Source organism: Natrinema zhouii, assembly GCF_013456555.2.
GTDB lineage: Archaea > Halobacteriota > Halobacteria > Halobacteriales > Natrialbaceae > Natrinema > Natrinema zhouii.
Window position 1 is genome coordinate 3,684,803 of sequence record NZ_CP059154.1, and the last position, 18,650, is coordinate 3,703,452.

Here is an 18,650-nt window from a genome sequence, read left to right on the forward strand (position 1 = left end):
TGTTAGCGTCTGACAGTCATCGGCCGGTCGGCGGCGATGAACGGCTCACCGTCCCCGTCGGCGAACGCTAGCCCCCCACACTCACTGCGACGGACTCGCCACGACGGCAGATCGGGGATGTCGTAGTCCGACGGCTCACGGAAGGCACCCGCAATCGCCCACTCTCGAGCGCGCATTCACCGATCACCCGTGATGATGTCAGCGACCTCTCGACGGTCGAATAGCTGTTCGTCCGCAGAAATTTCGGGGTACGGCCCGTCGGTGTAGGCCGGCCACTCCCCGAAGATATCGGGATAGAGTTGCTTCGCACTCATCTCGAGCTGGAACAGGTTCAGGATCGGCCCCTGATAGCGCGCCCCCTGCGCGTAGACGCGATCGGTTTGGACCGCGGAGAGTTCTCGTCCGACGTCGTGGTTCCCCAGCTCCTCCCGTATCCGCAACATATCCGTTTGCGGACTCATACCGCCCAGAGCGAAGAGAACATCGGGATCCGCCTCGAGCATCCCTTCCATGTCGATCGTGTCGCCGGAGGAAATGTCGTCTTCCAGGGCACCGATCGGACTGAGCGGGCGCACGTGCGCGGTCAGAAATCCGGGCGTGTCCAGCTTGTAGACGTACATGCTCTCGATGTCGCTCATCCCCGCCAGGACCGCGGTCGGGCGCTCACGTTCCGGGGGGAGATTCTCCTCGATCGTTTCGAGTAGGTCCGTGTGAATCGTCGCGAGCGCGTCGTACCGCGACTCTTCTCGGAACACCGCTGCGACCTTTTCGAACAGTTCCCAGAGCGTGTAATACTCGTAGCGATCGGCCCACTCGGCCGGCGGTTCGCCGTGTCGGTCGCTGAACGTGTTCCCGAACCAGGGTGAGACGGTATCCCGAACCTCCTCGATATCAGTCATGTCCCAGCTACCGAGGGCGTTCACGCTCGCCGGGTCGGCGAGGTGGATATCGCTCTCGAGCTCGTAGAGCATCCCCTTGTCCGGATCCCAGGACGAGTACAATTCCGACCAGTCCAGCGTGACGCCCGGCAGTCGTTCGGTAAACTGGTTCCAGAGCTGGTCGTAGTAGTCGGGCGCGTGCATCGCGTTGACGTCGTTCCCGCGTCCGAGGGCGAACGCCATGCCCGCGTGGTGAGTCAGCCGTGTGAAGATGCTCTCCGGCGGCGAGTCGAACGAAACCTCGCCCATCGGGGCCATCGTCACCGAATACGAGCCGTCGTCGGACGGCCGGTCCGTTTCCTCGCTCTGTCCGACCAGATCGGAACAGCCCGCGAGGGCGGTGCCGGCCGCGAGCGCGCCCCCGTACTTCAGCGCGTCTCTGCGCGTCGGTGTGTCTCTGCGCGTCGGTACCGCTGTCGTGGTGTCGTCGTTGTCGCTCATTTAGTTGTCACCGGTAACGATGTCTGCAACTTCCTGCCGGTCGAACAGTTGCTCGTCACTGGTTACGTCCCCGAACGCATCGGGGAACAGCTGCTTCGCTGCTCGCTCGGTCAGAAAGAGATTGTGAACGGGTCCTTGATTGAGGTAGCCGCCGCGATACACTCGCCCGTTCCGAACTGCAGTGAGCTCGCTCCCGACGGGATGGCTTTGCATGTAGTCGAGAACCGTGTCGCGGAACTCCGTGGCGGATTTCCGCTCGTGGCCACGGACGAGAATCACTTCGGGATCGATCTCGAGTAAGTTCTCGTAGTCGAGTTCGCCGCGGTTCGTGGTGCTGAGATTGTCGGTGTCCGTCCCCGCCAGCGCGTCGTGGATGCCGAGATCGCGCCACTGTTTCTTGCTCGTCCCCGCGTCGTCGAGTCGATACGGCGAGAACGTCTTCGGTTCGTCCGTCCCCTCGAACGTGAGGAAGACGTCCGGTCGGTCATCGCTCGGCGGGAGTCGCTCCTGGATCGACGTGATGAACTCGGTGTGGAGTTCGCTGAACGCCTCGTAGCGTTCCCGCTGTTGGAACACCTCGGCGACGATTTCGAATGCCTCGTACAGGGTGTAGTAGCGGTAGTCGTGCCACTCGTCGGAGCGGCGGAAGATCAGGTTCCCCACGAACGGCGCGACGTTCGACGTGATCTCCTCGACGTCTTCGTCGCTCCAGTCGAACCAGTTGACGAGCATCTGGGGATCGTACAGGTGTACGTCACTCTCGAGTTCGTAGAACTCCTCTCTGGTTCGAACTTCGGGATACGCCTCGATGACATCCCGGTCGACGGTCACGCCGGGGAGTTCGTCGTAGACGTACGTGTAGTAGCGATCCGCGCCACCGACGCCGGTCAACCCGTCGGCCTGACCCAGTGCGATGGCCATATCGGCGTATCCGCCGTCGTATGCGGCCCACCGCTCGGGAACCTCGTCGAACGCGACGGTCCCCATCGGCTCCATCGACACCGAGTACGATTCGGCCCCGGTCGTCTCGGTCCCCGCATCACCCTCCTGTCCGACTAACTCCGAACAGCCCGCGAGGGCAGCGCCGGCCGCGAGTGCGCCGCCGTATTTCAGCGTGTCTCTGCGTGTCGGTGCTTCGCGCATCGTCTCATCCCCATCCACATTTTTAGGCTTACCTAAAACATAATAAGCGCTCCGATTATTAGGCTGGCCTAAAATTAATGCTCATCGCTGGCCTACCCAGCGAGAAGCGGTCTCGAGGTCCTCCCGACAGGTCACCGCTCGGCCTCCGCGGTGTCCGGATCCGCGCCGTCGATGACGGGCGCGTCCGAACTCGGGTACTGGAACGCGGGTTCCGAACCGGAGAGCGCGTCGGTCGGCGACTCGACCGCGTTCGACGAGTGGCGATCATCCGCTCGGTCCGCCCGTTCGGCGTCGCTCCGTGATGATGCATTTCATTCAGAGCTCACCCATGTTCTCCTGCTTTCGCATCAGGTAGAGGAAGTAGGGGCCACCGATGAGTCCGGTGACGATGCCGACGGGAATCTGCGTGGGACTCAACGCGAGTCGCGCGCCCACATCGGCGGCGACCATCAGCGCGGGTCCGACGAACAGACAGCCGATGACCAGCTTCTTCGAATCGCTCCCGACCAGATTTCGGACCATGTGTGGAACGATGAGGCCGACGAACCCGACGATGCCGGCGACGGCGATGCTCGCCGCCGCCGCGAGGACCGCGACCCCGGAGAGCGCGAATCGGACTTTCTCGATCGACATTCCGAGCGACTTCGCCGTCTGTTCGCCCAGCAAGAGGACGTTCATTTGGCGCGAACCAGCGCTGGAGAGCAGAACGACGACGACCGTCCACGGGAGCACGAGTCGGACCTGTTCCCAGTCCGTTCCGGTCAGCGAACCGGTGGTCCAAGCGATGGCCGACTGGACGACGCCGATGTCGTCCGCGAAGAAAAACAGCGCCGTCTGCAGCGAGCCGAAGACCGTCCCGACGATCACGCCGGCGAGAACCAGTCTGACCGGCGAGGTCCCGTTCTTCCAGGCGATCACGTAAACGATGAGAAACGCACCGGCGCCCCCGAACGCGGCGATCAGTGGGAGGAACGCCGTCAGGCTTCCGAACACGACAAGGGTCAGCAGGATCATAAGCCCCGCCCCCGAGGAGACGCCGAGGATGAACGGACTCGCGAGTTCGTTCCGGGTCACCGCCTGAAAAATCGCCCCCGAGACGGCGAGGTTCATCCCGACGAGGGCCGCGACGAACACCCACGGGAGGCGGATGTTCCAGACGATGAGGCTCTCGGTGCTCATCTCGGGCATCGCCTCGCCGAGTAAGAACGCGTCCCATGCCTGCGGATTGAACACCACGTTCGGGTTGAAGAGTGCGAGCCACGCCTCGGTATACGTCATCGAATAGGCTCCGTGGCTCACCTGAATCAGTCCGCCAACGAACACGATAGCGAGACTGCCGAGTACCACCGTGGCGAGTTTCGGATCGAGGAGCCACCCGAACCGCGACTCGGTTCGCAGCGACGTCACCGTCTCTTCCGTCCCGACGCTCGTCTTCCGCTTACTCATCGTCGGACCACACGGCTGGGTCGATCGGGACGGTAGACGAGGAACAGCTCGTCGTCCCGTCGGGTGATTCGCTACCGCTACCGGATAGCGACGACTGTCCCGGGATCGACGCGCCGCCGATACCCGACCCACCGTACTTCACGCGTTCTCGTCGAGCCAGTACGTCGATCTCCCCCAGTTCGCCCGTCATACTGGTTTAGGCCTGCCTAAAACATAAAGTCGTTCCGGTTTTTAGGCTAGCCTAATTGACGTGCCGCGTCAGCGGGGTTCACCGTTCGAGGAGTCAACGAATGCGTCTCGCGGGAAGACGCCGCATCTCGGAGCGCTCTCCGAGAGCGAGTCATCGCACTCCACTCTGTACTCCGTCCAGCCAGCCGAACAACGTTAGAACTTTACTCTCGCTCCCGCTTCCAAGCGGTATGAGCGAACGCGAGGTGCTCGAGTTGCTTCGTGAGAACGCGCGCTACTCCACAGCGGATATCGCGCGAATGACCGACCTCAAGGAACGCGAGGTCGAGGCGACCATCGAGGAACTCGAGGCAGCGGGCCTCGTCCGGGGCTACCAGGCGGTCGTCGACTGGGACAAACTGGAAGACGAACGCGTCCGCGCCGAAGTCGAGTTGAACGTCACGCTCGACCGCGAGACGGGCTACGACGACATCGCCGAGCGCCTCGCTCGGTTCCCGGAGGTCAAAGCCCTGCGGCTGATCAGCGGCGATTACGACTTCGATATGGAAGTCGAGGGCGACTCGATCCGCGAGGTCTCCCAGTTCATCAGCGAGAAGGTCGCGCCCGTTCCCGAGATCACGCAGACTGTCACCCACTACGTGATGACTTCCTACAAGGAGAACGGGATCGAACTCGGCGACGGCGAGAGCGACGACCGCCTCTCGTTCTCACCCTGACCATGACGTTCGAACTGTCAGACCGAGTGCAGACGGTTCCGCCATCGGGCATTCGACGCTTCTTCGAAATCGCCGAGGAACGCGACGAGGTCATCTCGCTGGGCGTCGGCGAACCCGACTTCGCGACGCCGTGGGCGGCCCGCGACGCGGCGATCACGTCCCTCGAGCAGGGTAAGACATCCTATACGGCCAACCGCGGCAAACGCGAACTCCGCGAAGCGATCGCCGACTACGTCGCGAACCGATTCGACCTGGGCTACGACCCCGACGAAGAGATCATCGTCACGGCGGGCGCGAGCGAGGCCGTCGATCTGGCCTTCCGGGCGTTCGTCGATCCCGGCGACACGGTCGCGATCGCCCAGCCCTCCTACATCTCGTACGAACCCGGCGTGATCTTCGCCGGCGGCGACGTGTTACCCGTCCCGACGACGGAGGAAGACGAGTTTCGGCTGACCGTTGAGGGCCTCGAGGAAGCCGGCGCGGCCGACGCGGACATGCTCGTCCTCTGTTATCCGAACAACCCGACGGGTGCGATCATGCCCGGCGAGGATCTCGAGCCGATCGCCGAGTTCGCCCGCGAGCACGACCTGACGGTCCTCTCGGACGAGATTTACGCCGAACTCACCTACGACGGCGAGCACACGTCGATCGCGACCCTCGAGGGGATGCGCGATCGGACAATCGTCTTCAATGGGTTCTCGAAGGCTCACGCGATGACCGGGCTCCGGCTGGGGTACGCGCTCGGCCCGGCAAACGCCATCGGTGCGATGAACAAGATCCACCAGTACACGATGCTGTCGGCCCCGACGACGGCCCAGTACGCCGCGCTCGAGGCCCTGGACTCCTGTGCGGACGACGTGCAGGAGATGGTCGATCAGTACGACCGCCGGCGGCAGTTCGTCCTCTCGCGCTTTCGCGAAATCGGCATGGACGTCTTCGAGGCCAAGGGCGCGTTCTACTGCTTCCCCGAGGTTCCCGAGGGCTTTACCGCCGAGGAGTTCGCCGAAGGCGTCCTGCGGGAACAGGGCGTCGCCGTCGTCCCCGGCGACGTCTTCGGCGGGAGCGGCGAGGGTCACCTGCGCGTCTCGTATGCGACCGGGCTCGAGGACCTCCGGAAAGCGCTGAATCGGATCGAAGCGTTCGTCCAAGATCACGCCTGAGTCACGTCTGGATTGGCAACTCGAGTTCGGATCGAGTTCGGATCGAGTTCGATCGTGCAACCGGCACCTCTCACGTCACGAGCGAATACGCAGCACGAATCGAATACTGAGTTGATGCGTACGTTCTTGTCATCCGGAAACCCATACTACGATATCACGATCATGTCTGCGAAATCGGCGATACGAGACTCGCTCATCACTCTATCGCCAGTCGTCGGATTCGGTCTCACCGTCGCGATCACGCTGACGGCGGCGGTTATCGTCGGCTTCCTTGCAGTGGTGTTAGTCGGGTGAGCTAAACGAGTTCTCTCCTAAGCGCGCGACCCACGAGCTATAGTAGCCGCTGCACACTGATCGTGCTATTAAGGAGCACGCCCCCTCGGCCACGACACTGAAATAGGGGTTGGACGAACTATGTGTTAACTGTCTGTCGATGATGCTAACGACTGTGAGAGGCGATTGCCTCGAGCGGAAGGGGAAAGGGAGACCGAATCCGTCGTGGGGCGGGGGGAGAGAGTCGTGACGATGCGATCCGTGCCGACCCTCGATCGGGTCACCGACGCCTTCTTCGCCCTCGATACCGGCTTTCGATTCACCTATCTCAACGAGCGGGCCGAAACCCTGCTGAAACGCTCCCGTGAGGAGCTGATCGGTCGGGTCATGTGGGACGAGTTTCCCCAGACCGTCGAAACGCAGTTCCCGGACGGCTTCCACCACGCGATGGACGAACAGGTGCCGGTTTCCTTCGAGATCTACCATACGCCACTCGAGACCTGGTTCGAAGCCCGGGCCTATCCCTCCGAAACGGGTCTCTCGGTGTACATGCGCGACGTCAGCGAGCGCAAGGCCCAGGAGACGACGCTGGCCCAACACGCCGCGGTCGTCGAGGCGATTCGGGACGCCGTCGTCACGCTCGATCGCGATCGCGAGATCGTCACCGCCAACGGCGCGACCAAGTCGGTCCTTGGCGTTGACCGATCACAACTCATCGGCGAGCACATCGAGACACTGACCGAACTGGCGGGAATCGACGCCGAACACGCCGTCGAGATCGGCCGGGCGATCACCGATGTCGATATCGGCAATTCCGGCCGTCGCCAGCTCGAGCTCCCCTATACCGGGCCGGACGGGATCGACCGAATGGGTGAGTTCCGGTTCGTCCCCGTCGAGGACGACACTGCGACCGTCGCCGTCGTCGTCCGCGACGTCACCGACCGATACGAGTACGACCGCGTCGTCACGTCGCTCCACGAGGTCACCCGATGGTTGCTGGAGTCCGACGACCCCGAGGAGATCTGTGCGATCGCCGTCCACTCCGGCAGCGACCTGCTCGATCTCCCCATCAGCGGCGTCTGGCTGCTCGAGGAAGAGCAGGGCTACCTCGAGCCGGTCGCCGGAACCGCCGGTGCTCACGACGAGTTCGGTGGCCTCCCGCGATTCAATCCCGGTGAAGGCCTCGTCTGGGACGTCTTCGAGGCCGGCGGTGTCGAACTGTTCGACGACCTCGAGACGCTCGACGACCTCTATAACCCGGAGACACCGCTCGGCTCGGAGATCATCGCGCCGATCGGTACCCACGGCGTGCTCATGACCGGCTCGCTCGAGCCCCACCGGTTCGACGAGAGCGACGTCGACCTCATCTCGACGCTGGTCGAGAACACGCGGGCCGCACTCGATCGAGCGGATCGGGAGCAGATCCTCAGGGATCGCACGGCGGAACTCGAGCGTCAGACGGAGCGCCTCGAAGCCGTCGCCGACGTTCTCTCGAACGACCTGCAGCGCCAACTCGAGGCCGTCACTGACGCCCTCGAGAACGACGGGGACGACCAGTGGACGTTCCCCCTCGCTGAGGACACCGTCAAAACGACCCTCGACCGGGCCGAACGCCTCGTCGACGACGTTCGAGAGTTCGCCCGCAACGCCACGGCCGTCGGCACCCGGAGCCGACTTCACCTCGAGTCGACGATCGACGACGCCGTCGGTACTTCTCGCCTCGAGAAAGACGCGCTCGTCGTCGACGCCGCGGCCACGCTCCGGGCGGATCCCGATCGACTCGTCCACCTCCTCGAGACGGCGTTCGACAGCGCCGCCGCGCGGGCGGACGGCGACGTCACGATTCAGATCGGGTTGCTCGGATTCGAAGACGGCGGCAGTCGCGGCTTTTTCGTGCTCGATGACGCCGCGGAAATCCCGCCGAACGCACACGACCGCGTCCTCGATCCGACCGCCGACGACGACACTGCAGCCGACGGGCTCGGTCTCGCGCTCGTTCGGGCCATCGCCGAAGCTCACGACTGGGAGTGCAGCGTCACCAACGGTCAGAACGGCGGCACGCGGATCGAAATCCGAGACATCACGACGCTCGAACGCGAACTTGAATAGCGGACCGGAACAGCACTGCAGGATCCATCGTTCAGCTCGGACCATCCTCTCACCGCGCGGCTGTTGCCCCGAGACCGGGTTACGACGATTCCATCGGCTCGTCCGCTGACGAACCCGTCTCACTACGGCGTGTTGGAATCCACTACTCCTGAAAAACGGATTCGCGCGTGATGTCCTGACAGAGCTGTCGATAGCCGTCCTGTTCGAGGAGTTCCCGCATCGTGTCATTGACCTGTACCCGAAGGACGGCCATCCGATCCTCGAGTTCGGCGTACTCCTGACTGGACCGGCGTTCAGCCTCGGTCTTCTGGTCGTCCAGCAGCGCCTTCTTCGAGGCGAGCGCGAAGAACTCCTGGAGTTGCTCGTCGTGGGTCGCCCGGAGGAGCAACTGGTCGATGATATCGACCAGTTCGTCCTTCGAGACGGGTTTGACGAGGTAATCGTCGAACCCGAGCTCGACGATATCGAAATCAGGTTCGACCGCTGTCACCATCGCGACCCGGCAGTCGAGCGACTGGTCCCGAATGGTATCGAGGACGGCATCGCCCGAAAGACCGGGTATCCGCCGGTCGAGGAGAACGACATCGATCGTCCCGTCGATCGCATCCAGCGCTTCGTTGCCGTCGTAGGCCGTCTCGATGTCACAGTCGCTCTCGAGCCACGCGGCGTAGAGATTCGCGAGGTCGGGCTCGTCTTCGACGATCAGGACGGACGGGGTGTCTGTGGACATCGAACGGTCTCCGAGACTGTCGGTTCGTTGGACGAATCGGCCTGGTCGCATATCAATATACCGGACAATACGGCGAGAAATCTGCCGAATCAGTACAGAATTCTCGTTTGAACCCGTTACTCGAGTTCGCGTTCGATCGTCGCGCGCCGCTCGCGGATCGCGGCCGCATCGGTCTCGATCGTCTGCTCACCGATATCGATCGTGAGCGTCGCGTCGTCGGTCGCGGCCCCGAGTTCGACGACCGGTGCGACGCCGTCGAACGCCTCGCGGACGGCCGCGACCGATTCGGTCTGGATCAGCGCACGGCCTGGCTGTTCGTGGAACAGCGCACCCGCGGGATCGTCGCTCGAGATCGATACATCGAGGCCGGCGTCCTCGGTGACCATTTCGGCGAGCGCGACGGCGAGGCCGCCGTGGCTGACGTCGTGGACGGCCAGCGTCGCGTCGTCGTCCGCGACCGCCGCGAGCGTCTCGACCAGGTCGGCGGGATCGGCGGGCAGGGCGGGGAACCGGTCGCTGCCGTCGAACTGTGCGAGGTACTCGGAGCCGCCGAGCCGGGAATCGCCCTCCTCGAGGCCGAGATCGCCGACGAGAACCAGCGCACCGTCGGACTCGACCGACAGCGGCGGCGCGTCGTACCCCTCCTTCGAGCCGACCATCGCCAGCGTCGGCGTCGGCGGGATCGGCCCAGCGACGGAGTCGTTGTACAGCGAGACGTTCCCGCCGACGACCGGCGTCGACAGCGTCTCGCACATCTCCGCGAGGCCGTCGACGATGCCAGTGAAGCCGCCGTAGACGTCCGGCTTCTCCGGGTTGCCGCCGTTGAGACAGTCCACCGCGGCTAGTGGCGTCGCGCCCTTAGCTGCGATGTTCGTCGCGTTCTCGAGCGCGACCGCGCGCGCTCCCTCGTAGGGGGCAACGTCGGTCCAGTTCGGCGCGGCACCGGACGAGAGCGCGAGCCCTTGCCCGCTCTCGCGGCTATCGCCGTCGTCTCGCGGTTTTGCCGCTCGACTGTCCGCGGAACTTCGTTCCGCGCTACTCGAGTTATCCGCGGAGCCCCGCTCCGCGCTCGCTTCGCGGACCGCAACGATCGCCGCGTCGTCGCCCGGCCCGACGCTCGTGCGCACGCCGACCTCGTGGTCGTACTGCCGGTAGACCCACCGCTTCGAGGCGGTGTTCGGACTCGAGACGATCGCATCGAAGGCCGCCTCGAGGTCCGCGTCGGGGAGGTCCGTCTCGGGGTCCTCGGGGTCCTCGCTCGCGAGGTCGTTCATCGGCGCGCCCTCGCCGAGGAAGTAGGCGTCGACGTCGACGACTGTCTCACCGTCAAAGGTACAGACGTAGTTCTCCGCGGTGACCTCGCCGATCACCGAACAGCCGAGATCGAACCGCTCGACGATCTCGCGCACGCGGTCGACGTTCTCCGGCTCGACCTCGTAACACATCCGCTCCTGGGATTCGGCGAGCAGGATTTCCAGCGCCGACATGTTCGGCTCGCGCTGGTGGACCCGCTCGAGTTCGATGCGTGCGCCGAGATCTGCTTTGGCGACCATCTCGCTCGAGGCACCGCCGAGGCCGGCGGCACCGAGGTCGCGGGCGGACTCGATCAGTCCCTCGTCGACGAGTTGCTCGTTGGCCTCGATCAACAGCTTTTCGGCGTACGGATCGCCGACTTGCACCGCGGGTCGATCCGCCGTTTCGGCGTCCTCGGCGAGGTCCTCGCTGGCGAAGCTGGCGCCGCCGAGCCCGTCGCGGCCGGTGGCGTTCCCGACGAGGACGAGTTTGTTGCCCGGCTTCTGGGCCACGGCAGTGACGAGTCGCTCTTCGTTCGTCAATCCGACGCAGGCGACGTTGACCAGCGGATTCCCCTCGTAGTCGGGATGGAAGTCGACGCTGCCGGCGACCGTGGGAACGCCGATGCAGTTGCCGTAGTGGCTGATCCCCTCGACGACGCCCTCGAAGAGGTACTGCGAGTGGTCGTCGTCGAACTCGCCGAAGTACAGCGAATCCGCGAGTGCGATCGGATACGCGCCCATCGAGAGCGTGTCCCGGACGATGCCGCCGACGCCCGTCGCCGCACCGTCGACAGGGTCCACGTAGGACGGGTGATTGTGGCTCTCGATTCCCAGCGTGATGTACGTCCGCTCGTCGTCTACGTGCCCGTCGTCGGCATCAGCCGACGGCAACGCGACGACCGCCGCGTCGTCGCCCGGCCCGATCACGACCTGCTCGCCCTCGCTGTCGAACGCCGACAGCAGCGGTCGCGAGGAGCGGTACGCACAGTGCTCGCTCCAGAGGTTCTCGAACAGCACCGCCTCCGCTCGAGTCGGTTCCCGTCCCAGCTCGGAGACGACGAGTTCGCGGTCCGAATCGGCAAGACTCATTCACCTAGGTGGTGAAAGTCGGCCGGTAAATGGGTTTCTATGTGCACGAACGTGGATACTCTCGCGGGTGATCCCGATCGCGTTTCGATCCCGGAACCAGCGGCTCACGGATCGAGTCGCTTTTCATCAGGCCGTCTAAACGTACGCTCGTGCTGTCGGTCGAACTTCACACGCACTCATCGTTGTCCTACGACGGCCGCGACCCGGTCGAGCTCATTCTCGAGCAGGCCGAAGCCGTCGGTCTCGATGCGATCGCCGTGACGGACCACGACGAGATCGACGCGAGCCTCGAGGCCGCCGAACTGGCCCCCGACTACGGTCTCGTGGGAATTCCGGGGATGGAGATATCGAGCCAGGCGGGTCACGTCCTCGGCCTCGGCCTCGAGGAGGGGATCCCGGCCGGCCTCTCGTTCGAGTCGACGCTCGAAGCGATCCACGACCAGGGCGGACTGGCCGTGATCCCGCACCCGTTCCAGGAGTCGCGCCACGGCGTAATGGCGCGGATCTCCCGCGAGCAGCTCGCGCTGGGCGACGCGATCGAGGTCTACAACTCCCGACTGTTTACCGGGCGAGCGAACCGGCAGGCAGAACGGTACGCCAGATCCCGCGACCTGCCGATGACTGCCGGCAGCGACGCCCACATCAGCGAGATGGTCGGGCAAGCGGTCACTCGCGTCGACGCCGACGACCGCTCCGCCGATGCGATCCTTGAGGCGATTGCGGCGGGCCGGACGACCGTCGAGGGGAAGCGAACGCCGTGGCGGATCAGCATTCGACAGTTCGCCGGCGGCGTCACGCGACGAGTGGGTCGCGTTTTCAATCTCATCCGATGACCGACGCGACGCTTCGCGGTGCCCGGCCGAATCTCGTTCGCGACGCGCTCGAGCACGGCGACTCGCTCCCCGGAACGGCGGGCTTCGCGGGGGAGATCGACGGGCAACTCGTTCGCGACGTGCTCGGGAGGGTTCCGTTGTTCGTCGACGGCGCGGCAGATACTGCACACGCGAGTCCGGCGTGGGCATTCGAGCCGACCGCCCTCGAGGACCCGGTCCTCTTTCCGCCCGGTGCCGTCGCACCCGTGGGTGATCCCCTTCCGGACGCCGAATCCCACTGGGCGTTACCCAACCCGACTCCCGAATCGGATCACGACGCCGCTCTCGAGGCTCTCACGGAGGCAATCGAAACGGCGACCGCGAGCGTTCGACGGACCGATCGCGATATCGCCGTCGCCTTCTCCGGCGGCGTCGACTCCGCGCTGGTCGCCGAACTGCTCGACGCGCCGCTGTACGTCGTCGGCTTTCCGGACAGCCACGACGTCGAGGCCGCGCGGACGGCCGCCGACGCGATGGGGCGCGAGCTCACGGTCGTCGACCTCGAGCCGGCCGACCTCGAGCGCGCCGTTCCCGCGGTGGCGCGAGCGACCGGTCGGACGAACGCGATGGACGTCCAGATCGCGCTCCCCCTCTACCTGGTCGGTGAACGCGTCGCCGCGGATGGGTTCGACGCGCTCGCCGTCGGCCAGGGAGCCGACGAACTGTTCGGCGGCTACGAGAAGGTCGTCCGGCTCGACCACCGGGTCGAGGCCGAGACGGTTCGCGGAGCCGTTCGCGAGGGAATCCGAAGCCTCTCCGATCAACTGCCGCGGGACGTGTTGACGGTCGAGGCGACCGGCCTCGAGCCGGTCGCGCCGTTCCTCCACGACGCCGTCGTCGAGGCGGCGCTTCGGCTGCCGGACGAGCTACTGGCCGACGCGGACGAACGAAAGCGCGGCTTCCGACGGGTCGCGGCCCGGTATCTGCCGGACGAGGTCGCCAGCAGGGACAAGAAGGCGGTCCAGTACGGCAGCCTCGTCGCTCGCGAACTCGATCGACTCGCCCGGCAGGCCGGCTACAAGCGTCGGATGGACGATCACGTGGACAAGTACGTCGAATCGCTACTCGCGGACGCGGAGACGCGGACGGGCTCCGACTGACTGCGCCACTCTCAGGACGGCATCGGACAGAGGCTCGCGGTGAAGATCACCGTCTCGTCGGTCTCATTTTCCGCACCGTGGTCGACGCCGCGCTCGTGGTGGACGACTCCGGGCGCGTCGATTTCCTCGCGCTCATCGTCCTGAACGACGGTTACCGTCCCCTCGAGCACGTGGAAGACGTTCGTGCTGTCGGCGTGTTCGTGGGCCTCGAGTTCCGCGCCCGGTCCGAGGGCGAACGCCTTCACGAGGACGTCGTCGCTGACGATCAGTTCCGTGCTGTCGACCTCGCCGTCGGCGGGCTCGAGGTCGTCGATCGAATCGGCGTACGTATCGAGCATCGCGTCTCGGTTCGACGGACGGCATCATAACAGCAGGGGAAAGAGAGAACGGGTTTGCAGGGGACGGTGAGCCGCGACGGCTCCGCGCTCAGTCTTTCGTCTCGGTCGGCAGCTTGTTCGCCGGTTCGTGGGTGACGTTCTCCGAGACCGTCCGCCGGTTGGTTTCGCCGATCCGGTCGGCGACCTCGCCCACGAGGTCCTCGAGGTGGCTCTGGACCTCGCTGTCGTCGTCCTTGATGAGTGCACCTTCGCTGCCGTCGGCCCCAAAGTCGGGATGGATCGGTATTCGGCCCAGCAGCGGGACGTCGTACTTATCGACGATGGTGTCCGCACCGCCGGTTCCGAACAGGCCGTGCTGGTCGCCACAGGACGGACAGATGAAGGAACTCATGTTCTCGACGACGCCGAACACCGGCGTGTCGTGTTTGTTGAACATCTGAATTCCCTTTCGGGTGTCGTCTAGCGCCATCTCCTGGGGCGTCGTGACGACGACCGAGCCGGTGACGGGCATCGACTGCAACAGGTTCAGCGTCGCGTCGCCGGTCCCCGGCGGCAGGTCGATGATGAGGTAATCGAGTCGACCCCACTCGACGCCCTCGAGGAACTTCATCATGAACTTGTTGACCATCGGCCCGCGCAAGATCGCAGGGTCGTCGTCGTCTTCCATCATCATGCCCATGCTGATGATGCGGACGCCGTCCGAGCGCGGTGGGACGATATCTTCGTTGGGTGTGACCCCTGGGTCGCTCTCGGCCGGGAGGATCTGCGGAACGTTCGGCCCGTGAATGTCGGCGTCGAGCAGGCCGACCATCGCACCGCGTTTCTCGAGTCCGGCCGCGAGGTTGGCCGCAACCGTCGTCTTGCCGACGCCACCTTTCCCGGAGGAGACGGCGATCACGTTACGAACTTTCGGGAGGACTTCGTCGTCGAAGCCGTGTTCCTCGTCGACGTGCGCCCGCAGGTCGGCCTCGAGGCCGGCCTCTTCGATGACGTCGCGGATCCGGTTGCCAATCTCCATCTCGGATGGGGCGTAGGGGGCGTTGAACGCGAGTGAAATTCGGGCGGTCTCGTCGTCGATCCTGAGGTCGTTGACCAGTCCGAGCGAGACGATATCCTCGCCGATATCCGGATCTTCGACCTCCTCGAGCTTGATTTCGAGTTCGTGTTCTGTAATGCTCATAGTGTCTGTGTGTTAGTCACAGAAAGGGTATGGAGCGGGATACGTGTGATGGTTCGGGACCCGATTGCGACTGAACGGTACGACTCACAGGGTATCGGCCGCGAAAAATGAATCGGTGGTCGACTGTGAAACGGGCGACGGTTACGGCGGGCCGACGCTGCTGATCGGCTCCGGTGGGCCGCCGTAGAAGACGACGCCGATCAGGACGGTCAGAACGAACATCCCGACCCACATCGACGTCGTCAGGCCGACGAGGTAGCTTACGCCGAGCAGTCCGGACTTCGTGTCGCGGGGTTCACCGAGGAACCACGCCGCGAGCATGATGTAGACCGGAACCAGGATGACTGCGAAGATGATCCAGGTCCCCTCGTTGGCGAAGCCGGTGAAGCCGGCAGTACCGTCGAAGCCGTGGTACAGGAGTTCTGATGGGATTGTTGTCAATGCTGAGTTCATGCTTCCACCTCGGGTTCGGTCGCTTCGTTATCGTGTGCGTGGTCGCCGCGCAGGTGTTCGACCGCGTGGAGTTCGACCACTGGAACGAGCTTCGAGAGGTTGAGGAATAAAAGTGCAACCAGCGCAGTCGTTCCGACGAGCGAGAGCCACTCGATCACACTTGGGAAGTACACGCCTGGCGTTGCAGCATAGATGTCGAACGTCGGGTGAAGGAACCCCTCGACGACGAACAGAATCTTCTCGGTCAGGGTTCCGGTGAGGATGACACCACTGGCGATGAGCGCTCGCTTCTTACTGAACAGGGCCGGACGGATGCCCTGGACGAAGATGTACACGAGCGTGCCGAAGATCATCGTCATCGCAATCTGGTAGATCGGGTGGCCGATCTTCGCCTCGATTGCGACCGCTTGGTTGGTTGGTCCGAGGAAGACGCCGTTGATGATCGTCTGCAGCTGGAACCACAGGAACAACAGAGTGAAGAATCCGAGCCACAGGAGCAGCCCGCGGAAGATGTCGTCGGTGATGATGTGGTCCCAGTCGTAGGCTCGGCGGAACGCGTAGGAGATGATCATGATGCCGCTGATCGCCGACATCAGCGCGATACTGAGGAACATCGGCCCCTGAATCGCACCGGTCCAGCCGGGCATTGCCGGCAGGAGCGCGAACAGCCACGGGATCACGCCGCCGTGAAGCAAGAGGGGAGCCATGATGATGACTGCGGCGGCGAGCCACCAGACCATCCGATCGATGACCTTGTCTTCCTTCTCGCTGTAGCCGAGCGTCAGTATCTTGTAGATCGGTTCGAACTTGTCTGGCAGATCGTCACGCAGGCGGTTGACGTCGTAGCGCAGCGTCAGGCCGAGGTAAGTCGCTGACAGCACGAAGTAGGCCGTGATGACGGTCACGTCCCACACGAGCGGCGAGTTGTTGACCGTGATGTGAAAGTGGCCGATGACGCTTGTCACCATCCGGTCTGGACGGCCCATGTGGACCAGGATGTAGAAGCCGGCGGCCGAGAGGCCGCCGATTGTCGTCATCTCCGCGAGCCGGGCGACTGGCATGTACCGGTCCATCCCCAGCAAGCGGACTGCGGCTGAGAGGATGATACCGCCGTGTGCAACGCCGACCCACCAGATGAACGCGCCGATGTACAGCCCCCAGGTAACACCACCGCCGGAACCCCAGTCGCCGAGGCCGGTGACGGCCATCCCCTGCTGGAGCTGATAGGCCCACGCGACGAGGAAGGCGACGAGGCCCAGTGCCGCGGCGCCGTACATGATGAAGTACTTCGTCGTGAGCGTGTTGATCGGGCGAAGGATATCCGCTTCCGTTGGCTCCTTCGTGCTCATAGGGACACCCCGTCAACGTGTCCGACCGTCTTCTCGTCGAGGACGTCCTGTCGCTTGTCAGTTATCGAATCCCACGAGTCGTACGAGGTCGGCCCTTCGACCTGATGGGCCTCCGGTCCGGGCTTCTCGCCGAGATACGTGACGTTCGGGTTCGTTCCGACGTCCTCGAGCAGCTCGAACGAGTTCGGCTTGCCGGCGTACTGCTGGAGGCGGAATTGCGCCTGTTGCTCGCTGCCGTCGCCGAGTCGCAGCTCCGCAAGTGCGTCTTCGGTCGTAAGATCGACGTACTCCTGGAAGGCCTCGATGGAGGCGACGATCTCCTGTTCGCCTTCGAGAATGCTGTTGTTCTCCTCGTCACCGGGTTCGGTTTCGTCGCGGACGAGCTGGACCGCCCGCATGAGTGCAACCGCATCCGTCGCGAAGGATACGTCATCGAGGCCGTCGAGCGCCTCGACAGCGGACTCGAGATCGTCGTCCGAGCTGAGGGTGTCGTTGACCGTCTCGGGATCCGGAACGTCCCACTCGCCCTCGCCGGAGTTCGTCAGGTGGACGACCACCCGACTCTTGACCGGGTGCTCGCGGTGCTGGTACGGATCGCTCTGCTCGTCTTTGACGTTGCCGAACTGGATCGCACCCGGCGGACAGGCGTCCTCACACGCAGACGTGCCGATCATGTCCTCGCCCTGGTTGCCGTCCTGGCGTGACGGACACATCGTACACTTGCTCATGGTACCACGGGGTGCACGGCTGTCGACCCAGCGCTCGCCGTGCTCGTATTCGCCCATCGTGTGACTCTCGTCCATCTCGCTGTAGTCCGTCCCGGGCTCGTCCCACCCGAAGTAGTTGACGCCGTACGGACAGGCGACCTGACAGTACCGACAGCCAATACAGACGTCGTAGTCAGTCAGGACGAGACCGTCCTTGTCGCGGGTGTGACGGGCCGTCGTCGGGCATACCTTCTCACAGGGGGCGTCCGTGCAGTGCTGGCACGGTCGGACGAGCATGTTGTAATCGCTCGCCATGTTGAAGTTGGAGTTCATCCCGTTCCCGTCCGACGAATCCGCGTCGTCGGCCGAGCCGTGGAGGTCGTCCTCCCAGGCCATGACGTACATCCAGTTGACGCCCGCGTCCAGACTATTCTCCTGCGTGCAGGCGTCCATGCAGGTGAGACAGCCGTCACAGCGCTCGAGGTCAATCGTCATCCCCCATTGGGTGTCTCTCTCCTCGGCTTCGGAGGACTCCGTGCGGCCGCCTTCGGCCATGCTATGCTCGGGTCCGTCAGCGACGGATCCGAACGCGCCAACTCCGACGGCCGCCGCGCCGACGCCCATCTTCTTCATCGTCTCGCGACGGGTTTCCTCGCCGTCGCCGTCGAACTTGTCGACCATTCGGGAGAACGTGCCCTTGGCCTCCTCCTGGGCCGTCTCGTAGGCCTCTTTAGTCGGGCGCTCGTCCTCGCCGAACTCCTCCATCACGTCCTCGTGATACTTCTCGTGGAAGTCGGCTTCGGAGAGTTCGCCTTTGGTGACCCGCATCGCGTCGCGGGCCATGTCCATACCGAGCTGGCTGTCGTACTCGGTATCGTCGAGCATCGTCTCGAGTTCGCCCTCCCACTCGTCTCCGAGCGGGTGGAATGATTCATCGTCCGTGCTCATTAAATCAGAACACCTCTGAATATGACGCTGGTGTCATACCGGGAAGACTCGACGGCATGCACTTGAAATCGTTCATTTGTGTGTCCTCATTCCCCGTCTCACAACCGTACTCGCATGAAGGATAGAGCCGATTTCCACGCCGTGAGAATCGAGCCGACCATGTTCGGCCATATA

18 protein-coding genes are annotated in these 18,650 nt (G+C 64.1%); 6 read left to right on the forward strand and 12 right to left on the reverse strand.

The window, feature by feature from the left end:
- Positions 1 to 2: 2 nt before the first annotated feature.
- The 5 genes from HYG81_RS37015 to HYG81_RS37035 form a co-directional block, all read right to left on the reverse strand.
- Entirely contained in the window at positions 3 to 176 is a 174-nt protein-coding gene (locus tag HYG81_RS37015; protein WP_180841148.1) for a hypothetical protein, read from the reverse strand.
- The gene (locus tag HYG81_RS37020) at positions 177 to 1,379 is read right to left on the reverse strand and encodes an ABC transporter substrate-binding protein (protein WP_180841149.1); all 1,203 of its coding nucleotides are present in this window, start codon (positions 1,377 to 1,379) and stop codon (positions 177 to 179) included.
- Positions 1,380 to 2,540 (reverse strand): ABC transporter substrate-binding protein, encoded by a 1,161-nt coding sequence (locus tag HYG81_RS37025; protein ID WP_425607530.1) that lies wholly within the window; start codon positions 2,538 to 2,540, stop codon positions 1,380 to 1,382.
- A gap of 297 nt (positions 2,541 to 2,837) precedes the next feature.
- Positions 2,838 to 3,968 (reverse strand): FecCD family ABC transporter permease, encoded by a 1,131-nt coding sequence (locus tag HYG81_RS37030; RefSeq protein WP_180841150.1) that lies wholly within the window; start codon positions 3,966 to 3,968, stop codon positions 2,838 to 2,840.
- Complete coding sequence (locus HYG81_RS37035) at positions 3,961 to 4,158, reverse strand: hypothetical protein (protein WP_180841151.1); 198 nt, start codon at positions 4,156 to 4,158, stop codon at positions 3,961 to 3,963. The genes HYG81_RS37030 and HYG81_RS37035 overlap by 8 nt, the downstream gene beginning before the upstream one ends.
- 229 nt (positions 4,159 to 4,387) lie before the next feature.
- On the opposite strand from HYG81_RS37035, the gene HYG81_RS37040 reads away from it, so the two are divergent.
- The 4 genes from HYG81_RS37040 to HYG81_RS37050 all read left to right on the forward strand — a co-directional run bounded on the left by HYG81_RS37040 (position 4,388) and on the right by HYG81_RS37050 (position 8,415).
- Entirely contained in the window at positions 4,388 to 4,873 is a 486-nt protein-coding gene (locus HYG81_RS37040; protein ID WP_180841152.1) for an Lrp/AsnC family transcriptional regulator, read from the forward strand.
- Between the two features lie 2 nt (positions 4,874 to 4,875).
- A complete protein-coding gene (locus tag HYG81_RS37045) occupies positions 4,876 to 6,033 on the forward strand; it encodes a pyridoxal phosphate-dependent aminotransferase (RefSeq protein WP_180841153.1) in 1,158 nt (385 codons plus the stop codon).
- Positions 6,034 to 6,195: 162 nt separating this feature from the next.
- Positions 6,196 to 6,327: a hypothetical protein gene (locus tag HYG81_RS45440; RefSeq protein ID WP_255647634.1), complete on the forward strand. Its 132-nt coding sequence runs from the start codon at positions 6,196 to 6,198 to the stop codon at positions 6,325 to 6,327.
- A gap of 231 nt (positions 6,328 to 6,558) precedes the next feature.
- A complete protein-coding gene (locus HYG81_RS37050) occupies positions 6,559 to 8,415 on the forward strand; it encodes a PAS domain-containing sensor histidine kinase (protein ID WP_180843064.1) in 1,857 nt (618 codons plus the stop codon).
- 142 nt (positions 8,416 to 8,557) lie between these two features.
- Here the strand turns inward: HYG81_RS37050 and HYG81_RS37055 are convergent, their stop codons facing one another.
- Positions 8,558 to 9,145: a response regulator transcription factor gene (locus HYG81_RS37055; RefSeq protein WP_180841154.1), complete on the reverse strand. Its 588-nt coding sequence runs from the start codon at positions 9,143 to 9,145 to the stop codon at positions 8,558 to 8,560.
- A gap of 116 nt (positions 9,146 to 9,261) precedes the next feature.
- Entirely contained in the window at positions 9,262 to 11,529 is a 2,268-nt protein-coding gene (purL, locus tag HYG81_RS37060) for a phosphoribosylformylglycinamidine synthase subunit PurL (protein ID WP_180841155.1), read from the reverse strand.
- A 149-nt stretch (positions 11,530 to 11,678) separates the two neighbouring features.
- Between purL and HYG81_RS37065 the strand changes: the two genes are divergently transcribed.
- Positions 11,679 to 12,362: a PHP domain-containing protein gene (locus HYG81_RS37065; RefSeq protein WP_180841156.1), complete on the forward strand. Its 684-nt coding sequence runs from the start codon at positions 11,679 to 11,681 to the stop codon at positions 12,360 to 12,362.
- On the forward strand, positions 12,359 to 13,501 hold the full coding sequence (locus HYG81_RS37070) for an asparagine synthetase B family protein (protein WP_180841157.1): 1,143 nt from the start codon (positions 12,359 to 12,361) through the stop codon (positions 13,499 to 13,501). Before HYG81_RS37065 ends, HYG81_RS37070 begins: the two co-directional genes overlap by 4 nt.
- An 11-nt stretch (positions 13,502 to 13,512) precedes the next feature.
- On the opposite strand, the gene HYG81_RS37075 is transcribed toward HYG81_RS37070, so the two are convergent.
- The 5 genes from HYG81_RS37075 to HYG81_RS37095 all read right to left on the reverse strand — a co-directional run bounded on the left by HYG81_RS37075 (position 13,513) and on the right by HYG81_RS37095 (position 18,476).
- A complete protein-coding gene (locus tag HYG81_RS37075; protein WP_180841158.1) occupies positions 13,513 to 13,839 on the reverse strand; it encodes a cupin domain-containing protein in 327 nt (108 codons plus the stop codon).
- Positions 13,840 to 13,927: 88 nt separating this feature from the next.
- Positions 13,928 to 15,019 carry an Mrp/NBP35 family ATP-binding protein gene (locus HYG81_RS37080; protein ID WP_180841159.1) on the reverse strand — a complete coding sequence of 364 codons (1,092 nt, stop codon included), beginning with the start codon at positions 15,017 to 15,019 and terminating at the stop codon, positions 13,928 to 13,930.
- Positions 15,020 to 15,160: 141 nt separating this feature from the next.
- Positions 15,161 to 15,472: a hypothetical protein gene (locus tag HYG81_RS37085; RefSeq protein ID WP_180841160.1), complete on the reverse strand. Its 312-nt coding sequence runs from the start codon at positions 15,470 to 15,472 to the stop codon at positions 15,161 to 15,163.
- Positions 15,469 to 16,821, reverse strand: coding sequence for an NrfD/PsrC family molybdoenzyme membrane anchor subunit (gene nrfD, locus HYG81_RS37090; protein WP_180841161.1), 1,353 nt, complete (start codon positions 16,819 to 16,821; stop codon positions 15,469 to 15,471). The genes HYG81_RS37085 and nrfD overlap by 4 nt, the downstream gene beginning before the upstream one ends.
- The gene (locus HYG81_RS37095; protein ID WP_180841162.1) at positions 16,818 to 18,476 is read right to left on the reverse strand and encodes a 4Fe-4S ferredoxin N-terminal domain-containing protein; all 1,659 of its coding nucleotides are present in this window, start codon (positions 18,474 to 18,476) and stop codon (positions 16,818 to 16,820) included. The genes nrfD and HYG81_RS37095 overlap by 4 nt, the downstream gene beginning before the upstream one ends.
- Between the last annotated feature and the right edge of the window lie 174 nt (positions 18,477 to 18,650).

Coding starts and splice junctions, on each gene's coding strand:
- HYG81_RS37015 (WP_180841148.1), bottom strand. CDS start 176: ATGCGCGCTCGAGAGTGGGCGATTGCGGGTGCCTTCCGTGAGCCGTCG.
- HYG81_RS37050 (WP_180843064.1), top strand. CDS start 6,559: ATGCGATCCGTGCCGACCCTCGATCGGGTCACCGACGCCTTCTTCGCC.
- nrfD (WP_180841161.1), bottom strand. CDS start 16,821: ATGAGCACGAAGGAGCCAACGGAAGCGGATATCCTTCGCCCGATCAAC.
- HYG81_RS37080 (WP_180841159.1), bottom strand. CDS start 15,019: ATGAGCATTACAGAACACGAACTCGAAATCAAGCTCGAGGAGGTCGAA.
- HYG81_RS37040 (WP_180841152.1), top strand. CDS start 4,388: ATGAGCGAACGCGAGGTGCTCGAGTTGCTTCGTGAGAACGCGCGCTAC.
- HYG81_RS37055 (WP_180841154.1), bottom strand. CDS start 9,145: ATGTCCACAGACACCCCGTCCGTCCTGATCGTCGAAGACGAGCCCGAC.
- HYG81_RS37045 (WP_180841153.1), top strand. CDS start 4,876: ATGACGTTCGAACTGTCAGACCGAGTGCAGACGGTTCCGCCATCGGGC.
- HYG81_RS45440 (WP_255647634.1), top strand. CDS start 6,196: ATGTCTGCGAAATCGGCGATACGAGACTCGCTCATCACTCTATCGCCA.
- HYG81_RS37075 (WP_180841158.1), bottom strand. CDS start 13,839: ATGCTCGATACGTACGCCGATTCGATCGACGACCTCGAGCCCGCCGAC.
- HYG81_RS37085 (WP_180841160.1), bottom strand. CDS start 15,472: ATGAACTCAGCATTGACAACAATCCCATCAGAACTCCTGTACCACGGC.
- HYG81_RS37020 (WP_180841149.1), bottom strand. CDS start 1,379: ATGAGCGACAACGACGACACCACGACAGCGGTACCGACGCGCAGAGAC.
- HYG81_RS37095 (WP_180841162.1), bottom strand. CDS start 18,476: ATGAGCACGGACGATGAATCATTCCACCCGCTCGGAGACGAGTGGGAG.
- purL (WP_180841155.1), bottom strand. CDS start 11,529: ATGAGTCTTGCCGATTCGGACCGCGAACTCGTCGTCTCCGAGCTGGGA.
- HYG81_RS37030 (WP_180841150.1), bottom strand. CDS start 3,968: ATGAGTAAGCGGAAGACGAGCGTCGGGACGGAAGAGACGGTGACGTCG.
- HYG81_RS37035 (WP_180841151.1), bottom strand. CDS start 4,158: ATGACGGGCGAACTGGGGGAGATCGACGTACTGGCTCGACGAGAACGC.
- HYG81_RS37070 (WP_180841157.1), top strand. CDS start 12,359: ATGACCGACGCGACGCTTCGCGGTGCCCGGCCGAATCTCGTTCGCGAC.